Origin of the sequence: Streptomyces sp. NPDC048419, from assembly GCF_043200415.1 — a bacterium.
In the GTDB taxonomy this organism is placed as follows: domain Bacteria; phylum Actinomycetota; class Actinomycetes; order Streptomycetales; family Streptomycetaceae; genus Streptomyces.
Map to the genome: position 1 here is coordinate 54,153 of NZ_JBICXT010000027.1, position 17,508 is coordinate 71,660.

Annotated in this window: 17 protein-coding genes and 2 pseudogenes; 7 read left to right on the forward strand and 12 right to left on the reverse strand. The window is 69.3% G+C overall.

Going from position 1 to position 17,508, the window contains the following annotated elements; genetic code table 11:
- Positions 1–2: 2 nt before the first annotated feature.
- On the reverse strand, positions 3–548 hold the full coding sequence (locus tag ACGFYN_RS38285) for a hypothetical protein (RefSeq protein ID WP_393870589.1): 546 nt from the start codon (positions 546–548) through the stop codon (positions 3–5).
- Positions 530–976, reverse strand: a complete 447-nt coding sequence (locus ACGFYN_RS38290) for a hypothetical protein (RefSeq protein WP_393870590.1) — start codon at positions 974–976, stop codon at positions 530–532. Before ACGFYN_RS38290 ends, ACGFYN_RS38285 begins: the two co-directional genes overlap by 19 nt.
- A gap of 619 nt (positions 977–1,595) precedes the next feature.
- Between ACGFYN_RS38290 and ACGFYN_RS38295 the strand changes: the two genes are divergently transcribed.
- From ACGFYN_RS38295 to ACGFYN_RS38310, 4 genes and pseudogenes are all read left to right on the forward strand, one after another.
- A complete protein-coding gene (locus tag ACGFYN_RS38295) occupies positions 1,596–2,729 on the forward strand; it encodes a hypothetical protein (protein ID WP_393870591.1) in 1,134 nt (377 codons plus the stop codon).
- 118 nt (positions 2,730–2,847) lie between these two features.
- Positions 2,848–3,324: pseudogene (locus tag ACGFYN_RS38300) on the forward strand (transposase); the annotation flags it as partial.
- A 343-nt stretch (positions 3,325–3,667) separates the two neighbouring features.
- The gene (locus ACGFYN_RS38305) at positions 3,668–3,889 is read left to right on the forward strand and encodes a hypothetical protein (protein WP_393870592.1); all 222 of its coding nucleotides are present in this window, start codon (positions 3,668–3,670) and stop codon (positions 3,887–3,889) included.
- Positions 3,889–4,263: a fic family toxin-antitoxin system, toxin component gene (locus tag ACGFYN_RS38310; protein ID WP_393870593.1), complete on the forward strand. Its 375-nt coding sequence runs from the start codon at positions 3,889–3,891 to the stop codon at positions 4,261–4,263. Before ACGFYN_RS38305 ends, ACGFYN_RS38310 begins: the two co-directional genes overlap by 1 nt.
- 707 nt (positions 4,264–4,970) lie before the next feature.
- Here the strand turns inward: ACGFYN_RS38310 and ACGFYN_RS38315 are convergent.
- Positions 4,971–5,582 carry a TetR/AcrR family transcriptional regulator gene (locus ACGFYN_RS38315; protein ID WP_393870594.1) on the reverse strand — a complete coding sequence of 204 codons (612 nt, stop codon included), beginning with the start codon at positions 5,580–5,582 and terminating at the stop codon, positions 4,971–4,973.
- Between the two features lie 144 nt (positions 5,583–5,726).
- Here ACGFYN_RS38315 and ACGFYN_RS38320 point away from each other — a divergent pair, with 144 nt between their 5' ends.
- Both ACGFYN_RS38320 and ACGFYN_RS38325 read left to right on the forward strand, forming a co-directional pair.
- Positions 5,727–6,461, forward strand: a complete 735-nt coding sequence (locus tag ACGFYN_RS38320; RefSeq protein ID WP_393870595.1) for an SDR family NAD(P)-dependent oxidoreductase — start codon at positions 5,727–5,729, stop codon at positions 6,459–6,461.
- A gap of 33 nt (positions 6,462–6,494) precedes the next feature.
- Complete coding sequence (locus ACGFYN_RS38325) at positions 6,495–7,118, forward strand: NADPH-dependent F420 reductase (protein ID WP_393870596.1); 624 nt, start codon at positions 6,495–6,497, stop codon at positions 7,116–7,118.
- 517 nt (positions 7,119–7,635) lie between these two features.
- Here the strand turns inward: ACGFYN_RS38325 and ACGFYN_RS38330 are convergent.
- Positions 7,636–8,793, reverse strand: coding sequence for an FAD-dependent monooxygenase (locus ACGFYN_RS38330; protein WP_393870597.1), 1,158 nt, complete (start codon positions 8,791–8,793; stop codon positions 7,636–7,638).
- Positions 8,794–8,866: 73 nt separating this feature from the next.
- On the opposite strand from ACGFYN_RS38330, the gene ACGFYN_RS38335 reads away from it, so the two are divergent.
- On the forward strand, positions 8,867–9,424 hold the full coding sequence (locus ACGFYN_RS38335) for a TetR/AcrR family transcriptional regulator (RefSeq protein ID WP_393870598.1): 558 nt from the start codon (positions 8,867–8,869) through the stop codon (positions 9,422–9,424).
- Between the two features lie 63 nt (positions 9,425–9,487).
- Here the strand turns inward: ACGFYN_RS38335 and ACGFYN_RS38340 are convergent, their stop codons facing one another.
- The 8 genes and pseudogenes from ACGFYN_RS38340 to ACGFYN_RS38375 form a co-directional block, all read right to left on the reverse strand.
- Positions 9,488–9,898: a hypothetical protein gene (locus ACGFYN_RS38340; RefSeq protein ID WP_393870599.1), complete on the reverse strand. Its 411-nt coding sequence runs from the start codon at positions 9,896–9,898 to the stop codon at positions 9,488–9,490.
- 502 nt (positions 9,899–10,400) lie between these two features.
- Positions 10,401–10,739, reverse strand: a complete 339-nt coding sequence (locus ACGFYN_RS38345) for a hypothetical protein (protein WP_393870600.1) — start codon at positions 10,737–10,739, stop codon at positions 10,401–10,403.
- 341 nt (positions 10,740–11,080) lie between these two features.
- Positions 11,081–11,218, reverse strand: a complete 138-nt coding sequence (locus ACGFYN_RS38350; protein ID WP_393870601.1) for a hypothetical protein — start codon at positions 11,216–11,218, stop codon at positions 11,081–11,083.
- A gap of 1,058 nt (positions 11,219–12,276) precedes the next feature.
- The gene (locus ACGFYN_RS38355; RefSeq protein ID WP_393870602.1) at positions 12,277–12,618 is read right to left on the reverse strand and encodes an STAS domain-containing protein; all 342 of its coding nucleotides are present in this window, start codon (positions 12,616–12,618) and stop codon (positions 12,277–12,279) included.
- Positions 12,619–12,962: 344 nt separating this feature from the next.
- Positions 12,963–13,247 carry a hypothetical protein gene (locus tag ACGFYN_RS38360; RefSeq protein ID WP_393870603.1) on the reverse strand — a complete coding sequence of 95 codons (285 nt, stop codon included), beginning with the start codon at positions 13,245–13,247 and terminating at the stop codon, positions 12,963–12,965.
- A gap of 177 nt (positions 13,248–13,424) precedes the next feature.
- A pseudogene (locus tag ACGFYN_RS38365) lies at positions 13,425–15,337 on the reverse strand (glycogen debranching N-terminal domain-containing protein).
- Entirely contained in the window at positions 15,334–16,689 is a 1,356-nt protein-coding gene (locus tag ACGFYN_RS38370; RefSeq protein WP_393870604.1) for a trehalase family glycosidase, read from the reverse strand. The pseudogene ACGFYN_RS38365 and the gene ACGFYN_RS38370 overlap by 4 nt, the downstream one beginning before the upstream one ends.
- A complete protein-coding gene (locus ACGFYN_RS38375; RefSeq protein WP_393870605.1) occupies positions 16,686–17,486 on the reverse strand; it encodes a sugar phosphate isomerase/epimerase family protein in 801 nt (266 codons plus the stop codon). Before ACGFYN_RS38375 ends, ACGFYN_RS38370 begins: the two co-directional genes overlap by 4 nt.
- Positions 17,487–17,508 lie beyond the last annotated feature (22 nt).

Consider the following 17,508-nt stretch of genomic DNA (forward strand, 5'->3'; position numbering starts at 1 on the left):
TGTCACGTGCGCTTGCGAGCTGAAGAAGCCCACCGAGGCCTCCGAAGTCCGCTTGCCTGCCGACGACTGCTTGCTGCGACACCGACTCCGGCGATCACGATCAGGACGGTGCAACCTGCGGTCAACCCGACGGCCCAGCGCATGGAGCCGCGTGCCGACCGCGCGTCGCGCGCGGTATTCAGTCGTATGACCAGCGAAGGCAGTCCCATGGCCGCCATCAGAACTGTGAGATGAAGAGCGGGCAGGTCCCAACGGCTGGCAGAGACAGCACTGCCCGGATGTAGGAAGGCAGCACCGGCCCCGCTGCCGTGCTCAGCCGCCGAGACCAGTGCGTGCCCGTCCCAGTGGAACCGGTTCAACAGCATGATCACAATGGCAAGCAGGGTACCCAGAAGCACGATGATCTTGGCGATCTGGACCATGCCGGCGCCACGCATGCCGCCCATTGTCGGAAAAAAGATCATCAGGGCGCTGACGAAAAAAATGCAGAAAATGGTCGCCCCTTGCCCCGACAGGCCCACCAACGCGCTCATCGTGCTGCCAACCACGGCCAGCTGCAGGGTAACGGAGGGCAGGCACACAGCCATTGTGACCACGCAGACAGCAACGCGGACCGATCGCTGGGGCAGGCGCCCGCCACTGCGTCCCCCATCGTGTAGCGGGAAGCATTGCGAAGGGGTTCGGCAAGGACGACCATCAGGACGATGAGTGACGACGTCATGGTCGTTGCCATCAGCGCACCGTCGTAGCCTGCGGTGGCCACGATGTTGATGAGGGTGATCACGCCCAGGACATTGATGTAGTCGCCGGCGATGGCGAACCCGTTCTGCCAGGTCTTCAGGCTTCTGCCGCCCACATAGAACTCACCCAACTCGTCCTTGTCGGGGGCCGCCATGACGCACAGGAAAAGGCAGCCGGCAGCGAAGATCAGGAAGACGACGACTACGAGCGCATTGTCCGCGGAGCCCGTCCTCATGTGCGCCACCCGTCAGTGCGCCTGCCGAGCCGTGCGCGTATCTCGGCCACTCGCGCATCCTGGCGAGCGGCATGAGCGCGGTGGCGCACCGCGAGCCAGACGATCGCGGCAATCTGCAGCGCCAGGAGGAGCACCGCCACACTCGATCGTCCGATCAGCTCGGGACTCCCGATATAGGCGACGGCCCAGCAAGTGGAATAGCAGATCAGGAGACTGACAGGGGCCGTCTGTCGGAACTTGCGATCTGCTAGGCGCAGACGCGTATAGACAGGGTCCCCAAGCTGCTGGGTCGCGGTGTCGCTCGGTGACGCTGGCCCGTACGGGTCTGGCGGATAGTGGTGGAGCGGATTGTGGGATGACGGTCTGGCCACTGGAGTTCGCTAAAAGAGCGGGGTGGTCGATTGGCGCGGCGTGCAGCGCGTGCCGGAGCGGGTTCGCGGTGGCACAAGCGATGCCGACCCGGTGGTGGGAGCAGCCCTTTGCCGGGAAGACGAGGAGGGCCGGCCGTACTGCCTGCGACCTGCTGGCGGAGACCAGCGTGTCGCGCGGCGTCGACGTTACCTCGGCGGCGTCTGTGGGCACTCGGGTTCGCGGGACAGCCGACCAGGAGGGTCCGCTCATGCGGGTGTCGACTCAGGGCGTTACGGTCGTGGCTCTCCTGGCGGATCCGGACGCGCCGACGGAGATCGCGCAGCGCATGGCCCGAACACTTCCTGCTCGGCTCGCCCAAAAGTCGGGCCAGGGGCGTCGGTTCGACGTCGAGGTTGTCAGTGAGCCCTTCACCTCCGGGACGGAGGACCCGCCCGCTTTGATGCGCCGGATCATGGACCGTGGCAGCGCGGAGAACTGGGACATCGTCGTGGCTCTCACCGACCTTCCGCTGCACTCTCACGGGCGCAAGCTCGCGGTGGATCTGAATCACGAACACGGCTTGGCGCTGTTCTCTCTTCCTTCACTGGGAGGCCTGCGGCTGCAGACGAGGGCCCGGCGGGCCGTCGAAGATGCCGTGCTCGGCTTGGCGGGTCCGCGAACTACTGAGGCTGAAGGACCTCCACGATGTCGGCCGCTTCTGGGGCCCTTCGTCAATCGTCTCGCGCCTGTTCATCCGGGCCCAACCGGTGAAGAGGAGACCGACGATCTTCGATACGTCGTCAGCGGGCCGCGCGGTTACCTGCGGGTGCTCGTCGGTATGGTCCGCGCCAACCGGCCGTGGCGGTTGGTTCCGGGCTTGTCGAAAGCCCTGGCGGCCGCACTCGCCACGGGAGCAGTCGCCACCGTGAACTCCACTGTCTGGAGGCTGGCCGCGTCCCTGAGCACGCCACGCCTCGTGATCGCCACGGTCGGATCTGCCGCGATCATGATCGGCTGGCTGATCGTGGACGCAGAGCTGTGGCACCGATCAGCAGAGAGCTCGCCGGAGGCGAGGCAGAGGGCGCGGCTCTACAACGCCTCGACGGTCGTGACCGTAGGTATCGGGGTGCTGGTCTGCTACGTGGGTTTGATGGTCATCAACTGGGTGTGGGCGCTGTTCATCCTCAATGATCAAGTGTTCGCTTCCGTGACACGAAACCCATTGCACGCCGAGGAGTACTTGACGTTGTCCTGGTTCGTCGCTTCGGTCGCCACCGTGGGCGGCGCGTTGGGGTCGGGCTTGGAGAGCGACGAGGCGATCCGGGCAGCCGCGTACTCCAAGCGCGAACAGGAACGTCGCCACACGCTCCAAGACGATCACAGTGACCAGCCCTCGAAGTGAACCGACACCGGCACAACTGGCTCCCGGACACGTGTGCGGCATCGCCGCTCACCGCGGCCCGCGTAGTCGTGCGATCCGGGCTCACGATCAAGGAGACGCGGCTGGAGCCCCTGCTCGCGGCATCACCAGCCTGTTCGCTGCCTTCAACATCGCGGATGGGACCGTCATCGGCGAACTGCACCGTCGCCACCGGGCCATCGAGTTCAAGAAGTTCCTGGTCACGATAGACAAGGCGGTCCCCGCCGGACTCGACATGCACCTGGTGTGTGACAACTTCGCCACCCACAACACACCCGAGATCAAGACTTGGCTCGGCAGACACCCTCGATTCCATGTCCACTTCACCCCCACCGGCTCCTCCTGGATCAACCAGGTTGAGCGGTGGTTCGGCCTGCTGACCGACAAACTCATCCGCCGCGGCATCCACACCTCGGTGAAGGCGCTGGAAGACGACATCAGGGCATGGATCGTCTCGTGGAACGAGAGCCCCAGGCCCTTCACTTGGACCAAGACCGCCGACGAGATCCTCAGATCCCTCGCCGATTACCTCACCAAGGTCACTCCATCAGCCACCGAAAACCAGCAAGAGATTTAAGCCCGCGATTTCCGGCGCATCACACTAGGACAAGACCCGCGGTGTGTTTCTCGCCTACCGCGCCGCAAGCTACCTCGATCTGAAGGAATCCAAGCCCGCCGCGGCCGCCCTGCCACCGAATCCCTGCTCCTGGCCGGTCACCTCGGGGCACCCCGCTGCGTGCAGCTTGTCGACACCCTTCTCCCCCGCTTCCAGCACTACCGGGACGGGTAGGGCGTTCCGGAACTCCTCCAGCTCGCTGCCGCGTAGCAGGAAAGGCGGATCTGCGACCATCGATGCGCGCGAAGCGCCCGGTGCGCGGGATTCCTTCCCACCAGCAGTCGGGGCCCGCTACCGTGGGTGCATGGGCAAGGAGATCCGCATCGAAGTCGACGACGAGACATACCAGGAGCTGCAGCGTCGCGCGGCCGACGGCCACGAGGACCCGGACCAGTACGCGAGCCGGCGACTGACCGACGACCTGGCGCGCACCCGGTTCCTTGAAGGTGCCCGGGCGTTCGTTGACGAGCACGGGCAGGCTTTCGCAGACCGCTTCGGGGCCGGGCGCAGCAGCCACGCCGCCTGATGCCCTCCGTAGTGCTCATCGATGAGCGCTGGCTGCTTGATGTTGCGCAGAACCTCGTGCCCAGCGATCCCGACGTCACGGACTACGGTGCTCTGGCCGCCGCTGTCGCCCGCCACCGGCACGAGGTCATGGACACCCTGGTCTACCCGGCCGCGCACCACCGAGCCGCCGCGCTCCTGCACGCCCTCGCCCGGATTCCCGCCCTCGAGCACTCGAACGAGCTGTTCGCCGCCCAGGTCGCCTACGCCTATCTCCACGCCAGCGGTCTCCAGGTCAAGGTCGGCAGCCAGGAGGCGATCACGCTGGTCATCGACGTCGTCGAAGGACGCCTCGACGTGCGCCAGGTCGCCGAGACTCTGAAGAACTGGAGCTGACTTCCTCGGCTGAGCGCGCCCGAGGGGCGGGTGCGCGCATCCGCGCCACTGACGGCAACTCAGACCAACGGAAACCAGCACGCGTGCCGGCGGCCGAGAGTCGGGGAATCCAGCGCAGACCACCTGTATATCAAGGCGGCACTGTCCAGCTCGCTGCTCGACCGCGTGGCCACCGACAGCGACATGACACCCCTCGACGGCGTCGACCTCGGCGTCCGGCAGGAAGGCTTCGGGTACTTCCTCGTCACTCCCGCCCTGGACCACGTGCGCATGCTGCCGCATCGGTCCGGCACCGCCCTGGTCATCGGCACTCCCGTCCACGACGACGCCACTCCCGTCCGAGTGGCACCCCGCCACATGCTTGCCGCGCAGCAGCTACGCCTGCGCGGCCTGGGCTACCAGCTGAAGGCGGGCGTAGAGACCAAGTTCGTGCTGTACACGGGCGAGCCGTCCGGCCTGTCCGGCAGAGCGCTGAGGCTGTTCAGCACTACGGCAGCGTGCGGGGCCGGCAACTGCCAGGCCGAACACGTCGGCGGGTCCTCGGGGTCGCCGGTCTCCCCGGCGGCTTTGCCGCGGCCTTCAGCAGGCGCGCTGCCACTCTGTAAAAGCCAGCAGGTCCGGGCCAGGGGCCGGGCGGCTGGTGTCGCGTACCAGCGGGTGCAGCCGCGCGGCCGGCAGCGCGGCCAGCCTGGCCGCGGAGTGCCATGTCAGCTTGACGCTTCCACTTGTCGCCGGTCATCGCCGGCTGTTGCGGGGATGGCGTTGTCGATGAGGACGGCGGCGATGGCGGCGGCGGTGGGGAAGGCGTCGGCGTTGAGGACCCGGGTGCGGGCGGCGGCGCCGTCGATGAGCAACGCGAGCTGCTCGCCGAGCTGTTCAGGGTCGGCGGCGCCGGCTTCGCGGGCGGTGTCGGCGAGCCGCGCGGCGACGGCCTTCTTGTAGTCGCGTGCGTACTGGGATGCGGGGTGCTGTGGGTCGTGGAGTTCGACGGCGGCGGCGATGTAGGGGCACAGGGGGGTGGTGGAGGGGATGTCGAAGGCGGCGAGGAGCCGTTCACGGGGCGTGAGGTCAGCACGGTCGAACACGCCGGACAGAACGGAGGGGTCGAACCGGCGCAGGTACTCGGCGACGAGTTCGTCCTTGCCGGTGAAGTGCTGGTAGGCCGTGCGCTTGGACACCTCGGCCGCCGCGCAAAGCTGGTCCATCCCGGTGCGGTTGATGCCCTGCTCGCGAAACAGCCGCTGGGACGCACTGAGGATGCGCTCGCGGGCGCCCCGGCCGCGGCGGCGGCCCGTGGGGCCCTTCTCCAACTCCGTCATGACCCCATGCTACCCCGACAGGGTAACGACCGGTGTACATAGCTTGCGTCCCGACCGGCCGCCCCGTACGGTACGTACACAGGACGGTGTACATAACACCGTCGTCTCAGGTGCGCACGGCACCACCGACCCAAGGGAACGACTATGGGAAAGCTCGACGGCAAGGTCGCGGTCATCACCGGCGGCACCACCGGCATGGCGCTGGCCGGCGCGAAGCTGTTCGTCGACGAGGGAGCACACGTCTTCATCACTGGCCGCCGCCAGGACGCCCTGGATGAGGCCGTGAACCAGATCGGCCGCAACGTCACCGGTGTGCAGGGCGACGCCGCCGACCTGGACGACCTGGACCGCCTGTACGACACCGTCAAGCGGGAGAAGGGCAGCCTCGACGTACTGTGGGCCAGCGCCGGCGGCGGCGAGCCCGCCCCGCTCGGCGAGATCACCGAGGCCCAGTTCGATACCTGGTTCGGGCTCAACGCCCGCGGCACCCTGTTCACCGTCCAGAAGGCCCTCCCGCTCTTCAACGACGGCGGCTCCATCCTCATGACCGGCTCCAACGCCTCCCTCGGCGCCTTCCCCGGCTGGAGCGTCTACGCCGGCAGCAAGGCCGTCCAGCAGGCCTGGGCCCGCATCTGGCTCAACGAACTCAAGGACCGCCGCATGCGCGTCAACGTCCTGACCCCCGGCCAGGTCGCCACCGCCAAGCAGGAAGAACTCTTCGACGAGGCCACCAAGCGCCAGTTCGAGTCCCTCATCCCCCGCCGCCAGATGGGCCGCCCCGACGAAATCGCCACCGCCGCCCTCTTCCTCGCCTGCGACGACTCCAGCTACGTCAACGGCATGGAACTCGTCGCCGACGGCGGCACCACCGCCATCTGAACCGAACCACCCACACCCAGGGCAGGACAACTCATGAGCAACATCAGCATCATCGGCACCGGGAACATGGCCCGCACCATCGGCGCGCGGGCAATAGCGGGCGGCAACACCGTCGAGATCATGGGCCGCGATCAGTCCAAGGCCGCCGCCCTGGCCAAGGGTCTCGGCGACGGCGCCACGACCGGAACATGGGGCACCGCCCCGGCCGGGGACATCGTCATCGTGGCCCTGTTGTACAACGGTGTCGTGCCGGCCATCGCCCAGTACGGAGACGCCCTCGCGAACAAGGTCATCGTCGACATCAGCAACCCCTTCAACTCCACGTTCGACGGGCTGGCCCACCGCGAGGAGACCTCGATCGCGCAGGAAGTCGCCAAGGCCGCCCCGGCCGGCGCCAGCGTGGTGAAGGCGTTCAACACCATCTTCCGCCACGTCCTGGAAAAGGGCCGGCCCGACGTCTTCATCGCCGGAGACAATGCCCAGGCCAAGGCAACTGTGGAGGCGTTCGTCGAGAGCCTCGGGCTGCGCCCGCTGGACGTCGGCGGCCTGAAAATGGCGCACTGGCTCGAAGGAGCAGGCGTGGTCACGGTAGGCCTCGCCAACCACGGGGTGGGGAACTTGGACTTCGCCCTCAGCATCACCGAACTTCCCGCCTGAGCAAACGATTGACGCATCACCGGAAGCACCCTCGTTGTCGCCGCCGTGCGCGCAGCCATCGGGCGGCAAGTGGCCGGAGACCAGGACGACGCCCCCACGGGCGCGGAGATCGATGCCCTGCTCCGGCGCTGACCCCGCACCGCGGACATGGTCCGCGAACGGACCGACGCGAGACACCGAACTCACGTCGGCCCGGCCCAGGTGCCAGCGCACGCAGCCACTGCCCGTTGCTCCGCCAGCACGCCGGCACGCCGGCACGCCGGCACGCCGCCACACCACTCTGAGGTGATCTCCTATGGTCGGCCACCACCAGGAATGCCTCCCCCTGCGACAGCCAAGGCAGCTGCGCGGGCTGCCTCGGTCCTCGCCGGCGTCTTGCGGTGCTGCCCACGGCTGTCGCAGGCCGGACAGGTCGATCGCCACAACGCTGTGACGAAGTGGATGCCGAGGCCGCGCTCTTTCAGAGGACCGGCCGGAACGATCTCCAGCGAGCACGGTGGCCTCGGGCGCGAGTGGATCAGCTCAGTTGGGGTGGGACCCAGGCGTGATGCCGGAGGATCATGTGCGTTGCGGCGCGGGAGGGTGTCAGCCGCATCGCCGTGTTCCGCAGGGCGACGGCCAGTGGATGGGAGAGCTGCTGGCCCATCCGCCCGGCCTGCCGGGCGGCCCGCGCGACGGCCTGGCTGCGCGGTCGGCGCTCGGCGTCGTAGCGAGCCAGCGCGGCCTTCACGGTGGGCTCGGTGGCCAGCGCGGCGGCGAGGGTGACCGCGTCCTCCAGCGCCTGGCAGGCACCCTGCCCGAGGTGGGGGGTCATCGCGTGTGCCGCGTCGCCGAGCAGCGCGGTCCGGCCGACCGTGTACGAGGGCAGCGGTGTGCGCAGTTCGTTGACGTCGTGCTGCAGCACGACGGCGGGCCGGGTCGCCTCGAGCAGGGCCGGGATCGGGTCGTGCCAGGCATGGAAGCGGCTGCGCAGTTCCTCCAGGGGGTCGGCGAACCGCGTCCCGGCGGGGAGGTTGAGGACGGCGTGCCACTCGGCCCGGCCGTCGGGGAAGGCGATGTGCCCGAACTCGGCGCCGTGCCCCCAGGTCAGCTCGAAGTCGGTGGGCAGGTCGACCGCCTGCTCGGTGATGGCGCGCAGCACCGTCGAGCCGCTGTAGAGCGGACCGGGGTGCGCTGGGAAGAGATGGCTGCGCACGTTGCTGGCGATGCCGTCGGCCGCCACCACCAGATCGGCGTCCAGGACCCTCTCGCCGCAGCCGACGCGAACCGTGCCGGGGCCGGGCCGCTCGACCCAGTCCGCCTCGGCGCCGATCAGCAGCGCCGAGGTGGGCAGGGAGTCGCGAAGCAGCCGGTGCAGGGTGGCGCGGGGGATGCCCATGATCGGTGTGCCCACCGCCTTCTCCAGCGCCGAGCCGTCCATCCGGGCCAGCCAACCGCCCTGTGGTGTGCGAGTGCCGCCGTTGTACTGGCCTCGCGCGGCCTCCCGTACCGCGTCGCCGACGCCGAGTTCATCCAGGGCCCGCAACCCGTTGGCTGCCAGTGAGATGCCCGCCCCCGCGTCCTCAAGCGTCGAGGCACGCTCGAGGACCGTCACCTCCCATCCGATGCGGCGCAGTCCGATGGCGGCGGCCAGCCCGCCGATGCCCCCTCCGACCACCACTGCCGTGTTGCCCATGCCGAAGCCCCCACCCTTCTACATCTGTAGAAGGATGACTCTAGCCGAGGCTCTACAGGTGTAGAAAGGAGTCATGGCTTCGGATCGGCGCACCCTCCTCGCGGACGCGGCTCTCGACGTACTCGCCGAACAAGGGGTCCGCGGCCTGACCCACCGTGCGGTGGACCGCAAGGCGGCCATGCCGCCCGGCACCACGTCGGCCTACTTCCGCACCCGAGCCGCACTGCTCACCGCACTGGTCACCCGCCTGGTCCGCCTCGACCAGGCGGAACTGCAAACGACGGCCGAAACCCTTCCACCCCTGCGCACCGTCGAGGAACTGGTGGACGGCATGGTGCTGTTCACCCGACGGCGACTCACCGGCGAGGGCCGCCGCCGCTCGCTCGCTCGCTACGCCTGCGCCGTCGAGAGCGTGCGCGACCGTGAACTGCGCGAGATCCTCATCCCCCGCGAGAACGCCGGCCGCGACGCTGTCCGGCTGTTCCTCGCCGCGCACGGCGTGACGGACATCGACAATCGCACTCACACCCTGCTGACCTGCATCGACGGACTGGTCTTCGACCGGCTGGTGAGCGGCGGCGAAGTACCGCGCGAAGCCCTCGAAGGCCTCGTCGCCGCCGCCCTACGTTAGAACCCGGGCACCCACGGCCCCGAGAACCGGCCTGCAGCCTCATCCGCCTCCGCCGGCCAGGCGTCACAACGCCTGAAGAACGCCCACTACGAAGATCCCGATACCTACTGTCTCCGGCAGCGCGGCAAGCGCACCCAGCAGCGCGGGCTTGGCCTTCTCGCCGAACTCGTCCTGCACCCCGGTCAGCCAGTTCAGGGTGTCCTTCGCCGCGACCAGCGCGGAGGAGACCACGAGCAGCCAGGCGGCCACCTCCTCCCAGCCCGCACCCAGCATCGACAACCGGGCCGCCCACACCAAGGCGAGCAACACCGCCCCGTGCAGCAGCGTGCTCAGGTGCGCCGCCATCAGATACCTCGGAACGGCAGGCGCGCCCTTCGCGCGCACCGCCACGATGGGAAACCCCAGCAGCGCCCCGTAGAGCAGGTTCAACACCCCGCCGACGATCAGCACCTTCTCCGCTACTGTGACGTCCATCACACCACCGTACCCACAGCACCCGCCCGACCTCGTCATCGACGCAGGCCCGAACGTGAGCACAATGATCTGGCCGAGTGCCCGTACACCGACCAGATCGTTCAGGGATCACCACAGGCAACCACCACGGACTGGACAAGTGCCGACACGGCAGCAGCCCCGGGGGTTCATGGCCGCGAGGCCCCCGCGGCCGCCTTCACCGCCCGCTCTGCCCACCGGAAAAGGCACGCGGCCCGACCCGCCATCGGGCAAGCAAACAGGTCGGGCCGCCGACACATGCGCGCGTGTCACCGGGCCAACGACCCGCCCCGGGTGAACGGCACGGCCACGTGCTCGCCGCGGCCCGGCTCGCCGGGGCGTCAGGCCGGGAGGCCCAGCCATGTCTGAGGTGTCAGGCTCCGGGTGTTCGGGTGCCTAACGATGTCGATCATGCACACGATGGCAGGGAGCGTCGCGATCAGCGGCACGAGCGCGACCCACGGGCTCCTGTCGGCCGGTCCGGTCATGTGCGGCCACTAGCTGCGGTGAGGACGCGCAGGACCGCGTCCGGGTCGTCCGGGGTGATCGTGGGCCGCACGCGGCGCCCGACGTCAATCACCAGCGCACAGTTCTTCCTGGGCCGTTGTGGGTCGAGGTTCCACCAGTGGAGGAAGTCGCCGGTGCCCCAGATCCGCCACCTGCGCACCTTGTTCATGCCGGTCAGGTCGAGTTTCTCGATGCTCTTGATCGAGGTGTAGCCGATCCGCTTCGCCCCCCAGGGGTAGTAGCGGCGGACGACCAGGCCCTGGTCGTCGCATCGTATTCCGCCGTCCTCGTAGGTGGTCGTACTCGCCTGGCTCACTCATGCCTCCCGCAGCTCTGGTTGTGCCCCGTCGCCGGGGCTGGGTCCTGCCGGCGTCCGAACAGCCAGTAAGCGACCGACCCGAGGGTGTTCAAGGCGCTGGCCATCCGCCAGATCCGCTTGTCACCGCGTACCTGCCGGGCCGATCTGGTGCGTAGGTCCCGCCACGTGAGTGCCGCAGCTGCCGTGTGCAGCACGGCAATCGCGGTGAGAATCCGCGCGTCCGGCTTGTCACCTGTGGGCATTGCTCCTCCGCCCGGTCCGCCGACCACGCTTTCGGGCGTGGCGGGCCCTCGGTCTACGGGATTTCAGGGGATATGACGACGATTCCGGCGACCTCTTCATCCGAACGCGACCCAGGCCTTCATGTCGCCGGCTTCGTAGCGCAGCAGGATGTCGACGACCGCGTGGTCGCCGATGCGGCGGACGAACGGCTCGCCCTGGCCGAAGCCTTCGAACGCGCCGACGAAGCCGGCCACCGTGGCCAGGCCATCCCGCGGACTTCATCGGTGAAAGCCGCCATGACCTGCGCGTTGAAGGATCGCCTGGATTCGTCCATGCAGCCGTCGAGGACGACCGCGACGATCGCGGTCGCACGTTGTGCAGCGCCGGCCATGCGCACGGTCTTGCCCATGGGTTCTCCGGTCCCGGGGGTCGACGAGCTTGCCGAACCGCTGGAACGCGGCTTGCGAGTGACTCCGAGCAGGTGCCCGATCTCCTGCCAGGTGCGGCCGGCGTCCCGAGACTGCTGCACACACAGCTTGAGCACCTGCCCCGCCAGGTCGTCCACGCCCTGGGAATGCCGGACCAGCTCAAGGTATGCCTGCGCTGTCAGCGGGCTCTCCACCACCTTGGCCAGAGCCGAGGCCTGCTGAGCCGGCAGAGCGCTCGCGGCACCAAGAGACATCGAAGCGTCGATCACATGTCAAGCATCCCTTTACAACTCCGTACCGTCAAGGCTTCCTTTACAGCGGGTTCGGGACCGCTGACACGATCAGGCCAACCGCAGCCGACGGCTGTGCGCGGCTGTACCGGTGCGGACGGGTGACGACGGCGTGGCCGACGACGGCGGTCGGCAGGCGCAGCAAGTGCCACCTGGTCTTCGACACCGAGGGGCTGCCGCCGTTCGTCATGGTCACCCCGGCCGGCATGACCGATCGCGACGCGACGAGGGAAGTCCGGTTCCGGCTGCGGCTGATACATCCAGAGTGGGGTCGTCAGCCTGCCGCGTCGCTGGGTGGTCGAACGCTCGCGGGCCTGGATCACGCACTCCCGGGACCACGAACGGCTCATCCAGCACTCGGAATCACTGACTACGTGGGCCACGAGTCGCAAACCACTGACCGTTACGGGGATGAAGCCATGGTCATCCCAATAGGCCTGTCGCTGGAGGCCTGCTAGGTCGCCGCAGCGGCCGCCATCGTCGCCGTCCACGCGGCCCACCAAGCGCAGTGCCCACCAACACCTTCACAACCGACCGCGACGCTTCGGTGAGCTCGCGTTGCGGACCGCCTCGCATCGGGGGGCCGGGTGGGTGTCAGTCATCGAACAGGGTGGTTGGGGGTGTGTCAGGCAGCAGGCGGGCGAGTTCAAGGGCGGGGATCACCTCGGCAGCGACGACAAGCAGCCGCAGCGGCTGGGGCGCCAGGTTGGTCACGGTCGTCTTGCGGGGCGGGCCCTCTGGTGACGGCTGCTCGAAGAGCAGGTGGAGGCCGGCGACGTCCATGAAGTAGGCGTCATGCAGGTCCCAGACCAGCTCGGTCACATTCGACGGCAGCCCGGCAGCGGCGGCGCGGAGCGTGGGCAGGGTGTTGTAGTCGATCTCTCCGTGCACGGTGATGTGGGCGGCAGTGTCGTCGATCCGCAGGGTGAAGTGCATGGCGGGCGAGCCCCCTTTCCAGGGGGTCAGGAGCCCAAAGGCGAAGCGCCCCCTGACAGGGGCGGCCGACGATGGCGGGAGCTGGGTGCCCTGGAAGGGGACACGCCCAGAACCCAAAAACCGGCACCCGTAGGGCCAGTCGGTCTCGTGTCTGCCCATCGTCGCACGGCAAGACCCGTGCCCCCTACGGAGGCGGCCGTGATCCGCAACGGCCTGGCCACTTCACCCGCATGTCTGTCGGCGTACGCGCACGTGCTCGGCCGAGTACGGGCGATGGTGCCCGGCCGGTTGCCGCGCGGTGCGGATTCGGCCGTCACACGGTGGGGCGATCGCGTGCCGCGGCGTCACCGCAGCGTGATCTCCTTGCCGATCGACTGCTCGCGGGCGGACGAGAGGACCAGGGCGGTGGCCGCGGCGTCCTGGATCGCTATGCCGGCCGACTTGTAGAGAGTGATCTGCTCCGGCGCGGTGCGCCTCGGTCTGCTGCCGGAAGCAGGGACTCGACCTGCGAGCGGCCCAGAGCAAGCATGCGCTTCAGCCTCCTGATGCCGACCGTCCGGCCGACGACCGCACCGCCCAAGCCTCGACGCGGACCCCTCGCTGCCCGCGTCAACAACGCTTGTGGTCAAAACGCCTAGAGGCCCTGCCCAGCCCCGGCCGGCCTCGGTCTGATGCGGTGAAGCAGTTGCTGCACTTGCCGCGGGACCAACTGGGCCCGGGTGGGGCCCCGGGACGGCACGCCGGACTTGTCCTTGAGGAGGGTGGCCGACGGGTCGCGCCAGCCACCGATAGGGGCGTGCTGCCCGCTATCCCACCGCCCGCAGTGCGGTCTGCAATGCCCACGGTGTCGCCGCCGCCCAGGCCTGGGGTGAGCAGGAATGGGGATAGGGCACGGGACGGCTGGTAGCGCCTTTGTCGTATCCGGCCAGGACCTCCGGCAGCCGGTAGTCGTTGTGGGCCGCCACGGCGACGAGGCCCTGAGCGACCGTGTGCACCTGTTCGGCGAGTCCGTGGCGGGCCAGCCCGAGCACGATCAGGGCGTTGTCGTGCGGCCAGGCGCTGCCGCGGTGGTAGGACAGCGGGTAGTACGGCTTTTGTCCGGCGGCCATGGTGCGGATCGCCCAGCCGGAGAAGAAGTCCGGCTGCAGCAGGCGCTGTCCGACCCGGCGGGCGTGCTCGGCATCGAGGATGCCCGACCACAGCAGGTGCCCCGCGTCCGAGGCCAGGGCGTCGACCTGGTGGCCGTGGCCGTCCAGGGCGAGGGCCGGGAACTCGGCGTTTGGCATCCAGAAGTCGCTCAGGAAGCGGCCGCGCAGGTCCGTGGCGATGTGGCGCAGGCGGTGCGCGTAGGCCTCGTCCTGCCAGACGTCGGCGGCCAGTTGGGCGGTGCGTACCAGGGCGTCGTAGGCGTAGCCCTGGGCTTCCGAGACGGCGATGGGGCCTTCGGCCTGTGTGCCGTCGGTGCAGCAGATGGCTCCTGCGGAGTCCTTCCAGTTCTGGTTGACCAGGCCGTTCGGGTCGGGTTGGTAGACGAGGTAGCCGTGCCGGTCCAGGCCTCCGTCGGTGAGCATCCAGTCGACGGCCTGGCGGGCGTGCCGCTCCAGGCGAAGGGCGAGAGCTGGTTCGCCGGTCGTCTCGTAGTGGGCGTGGAGGAGCACCAGGAAGAGCGGTGTCGCGTCGACGGCGCCGTAGTAGCGGCCGTAGGGGACTTGGCGGAAGTGGGCGAGTTCGCCGTGGCGGGTCTCGTGGACGATGCGTCCTGGCTGTTCACCGCTGTTCGGGTCGTGGCGCCGGCCCTGGGTGGCGGCGAGCGCACTCAAGGTCGCGGCGGCTGTCTCGGGCCGGTATGGCAGGAGGAAGTACGACGTCAGCAGTGAGTCTCGGCCGAAGAGGGTGAGGAACCAGGGGATCCTGCGGCGGGGACGTGGACGTCCTCGCCGTCGACGCCGGTGACGGCGATGGTGAGCAGGTCGATGTCGTGCAGGCCTCGTTCGCAGGTGCGCGCCAGGTCGTCGGTGGCGGGGGCGGCCCTGTGTCCTGGCCGCGGTGAGGTAGGGGCCACGTCCGGCATGCCGTGCGGGTGGGCGCGGACGGTGAGACGGAGGTCGGCCTCTGCCTGTGCGGCGAGTTCCAGCTCCCAGCTCAGGATCTGGGAGCTGGTGTGCGGCGTGCCGGGGTCGTCCCCGACCGTGGTCGGGGCGGGGTTGGACGTGATGGTGGTGCGAGAGTGCCAGTCCTCGCGCCGGTAGTCGACCTGCAGGCCGTCGGCTGTACGACCGGTTTCGTGGCTGGCGCGGGGTTTGGCGTAGTGGCGGTCGTCGGCGCGCAGTTCGAACAGGTCGGCGAAGTCGGCGTCGACGGTGAGGTCGACGCGGGCGGTGACGGGTTCGGGCCGGTTGCTGACCAGCCGCAGGTGTTCGGTCAGCGTGCCGGCCGTCACGGTCTGTTCGCGGAAGACGGTGTAGGGGGGCGGATTGTCGCGGGTGCCCTGCGGGGTGAGTACGCAGGTGGCGGTGTCGTCGGTGTCGGCCGTGGCGGGCACCAGCGCGGTCGGCTCGCTGCCGTCGACGGTCAGCTGCCAGCGGCTGAGGTGCCGGGCGTCGCGCAGGAACAGTCCGTCCGGTGCCGTGCCCCGGGTACCGCTGATGCCGCCCCCGGCGTCGAGGCGGGCGAAGGTGGCGTCCCGCACCAGCTGGACGCGGTCGTCGGCCGGGCTCATGGGGTGGGCTCCTTGGGGTCGGCGCACAGCAGGTCGAGCGTGAGCGCGGCGGTCCACGAGAAGTGCCGGGCGCCGCGCGGGCGGCCGGTGACGGGGTCGACGTACTCGGTGAAGCCGGTGGCGCCGGCCTCGGTGACGAACCCCGACCGCAGATCTGCGGCCTGGGGGTCCAGGGCGTGCGTGCGCAAGCCGCGGTGGATCAGCCAGGCGGTGTTGAACCAGGCGGGACCGCGCCAGTAGCGGTGGGCGTCGAAGGCGTGGCCGTGCAGGTCGTAGCTCGGGACCAGGCGGGTCGCCGGTGCGGTGAAGCGCGGGCCGGTGAGCGTGTCGAGGAGACGGCCGACGATGTGCGGTGGCAGGTCCGGGACGAGCAGCGGGACGAGTCCGCTGACGCTGCGCTCCTCGACCAGGGTGTCCGTGGTCAGGTCACGGACCTGGAAGATGCCGGCCTGCTCGTCCCACAGACGGCTGACCAGGTGCCGGGTGAGCGCTTCGGCGCGCGCGGTGTGCGCGGTGGCATCGGCGCCCGTCTCCCGTGCCATGGCGGCCAGGGCCCGCTCGCTTGCGATCAGCAGGGCGTTGAAGCACGGGTCCTCCACGGCGAAGGCGAACCGGGCCGCCCGGTCGTCGTATCCCGCAGCGCGGTAGTCGGCGGCGAGACGGACGTAGCGGCCGTAGTCCAGGTCGGTGGGCCGGTCGGCAGGGTGGCCGTGATCGAGGTCCGCCCGCTGGAAGGCGTCCGGCGACGCGGGCTCGATCCGTTGCAGCGCCTCGTCCCAGCAGGGGCTGTTGTCCATGCCGGGCTCCCAGGGATGGACCACCGCGGCCAGCCCAGCGCCGCCGAGGTCCCGCTGGGCGAGGAGATAGTCGTGCCAGGCGGACAGGCGTGGCACAACGCGGTCGAGGAAGCCTCGCCGGCGGGACTCCACCGGGTCCGCGCGGTGCACCAGCCAGGCCGCCAGCGCGTGCACCGGCGGCTGGACGATGCCGGAGGTCTCGGCGGCCGCCGGTGCGCCCGCGCCCTTGCCTGCGGTGGAGGAGCGCCAGAAGTCGGGGCTCGGGAAATAGGCGTCGTACGGCAGCGCCGGGTTGAAGACGATGTGCGGGATGCGTCCGTCCGTCCACTGCCCGGCCAGCAGGGACTCCAGTTCCTGCTGGGCGCGGCGCGCCGAGAGGTGACGCAGGCCGATGGCGATGAACGCGGAGTCCCAGCTCCACTGGTGCGGGTAGAGGGTGCGGGAGGGAACGGTGGAGGTGCCGGTCCAGTTGTCGATCAGGACCCGCGCCGTACCGCGCCGCAGTGTCAGGGCTGCGGCGTCGGTGGGCGCGGGCCGGTCCAGGAGGGACTTCACGCGCCGGACCTCTTGAGGAATGCGGGGACGGAACGGACGGCCTCCACGGGATCGCCCGTCAGTCGGCATTCGAGGGCGAGGTGGCCGTCGTAGCCGATGGTGTGCAGGGCGCCGAGCCAGGCGGGCCAGTCGAGGTGGCCGGCGCCGGGCTGGAAGCGGTTGGAGTCGGAGATTTGGGCGTGTCCGATGACGTCGGCGTGCGCGAGGATCGCGGCCGCGGGGTCGGTCTCCTCGATGTTCATGTGGTAGCTGTCGATGCCGATGCGGACCGAGTCCTGGCCGGTCGCGCGGATCAGGTCGGCGGCCTGCTCCAGGCGGTTGACCATGTGGTCCTCGTACCGGTTCAGGGGCTCCAGGAAGAGGATGACGCCCTCCTTGCGGGCGTGTTCTCCCAGCTCGGCCAGGCCGGCCAGCAGCACCTCGCGGTCCTCCGCCTCGCTGCGCGGCGGTTCGAAGGGCGGCAGGCGGCGGGAGGCCATGCCGTACGAGGCCGGGGTCTGCGCGCCGCGGCCGCCGATCTCGGCGATCACGGTGAGCTGCGACTTCATCTGGACGATGGCGTCGCGTCGCCGGTCCGCGTCGAAAGCGCCGAAGAAGTGCAGCATGTCGACGCAGACGGTGGGCATGACCACGCCGTCCTTGCGGGCCTGGCGCAGCTCCTCGAGGCGGGAGGCGAAGTGCAGGTCGCCCTTGCCGCGCAGTTCGATGGCGTCGTAGCCGGCTTCCTGGGCGAACTCCCACTTGGCCTGCAGGGTGTCTCCGGGCAGGAGCTGTTCCTGCGCCGCGGTCTTGAGCATGAGGAGGGGGCCTTTCGAGACG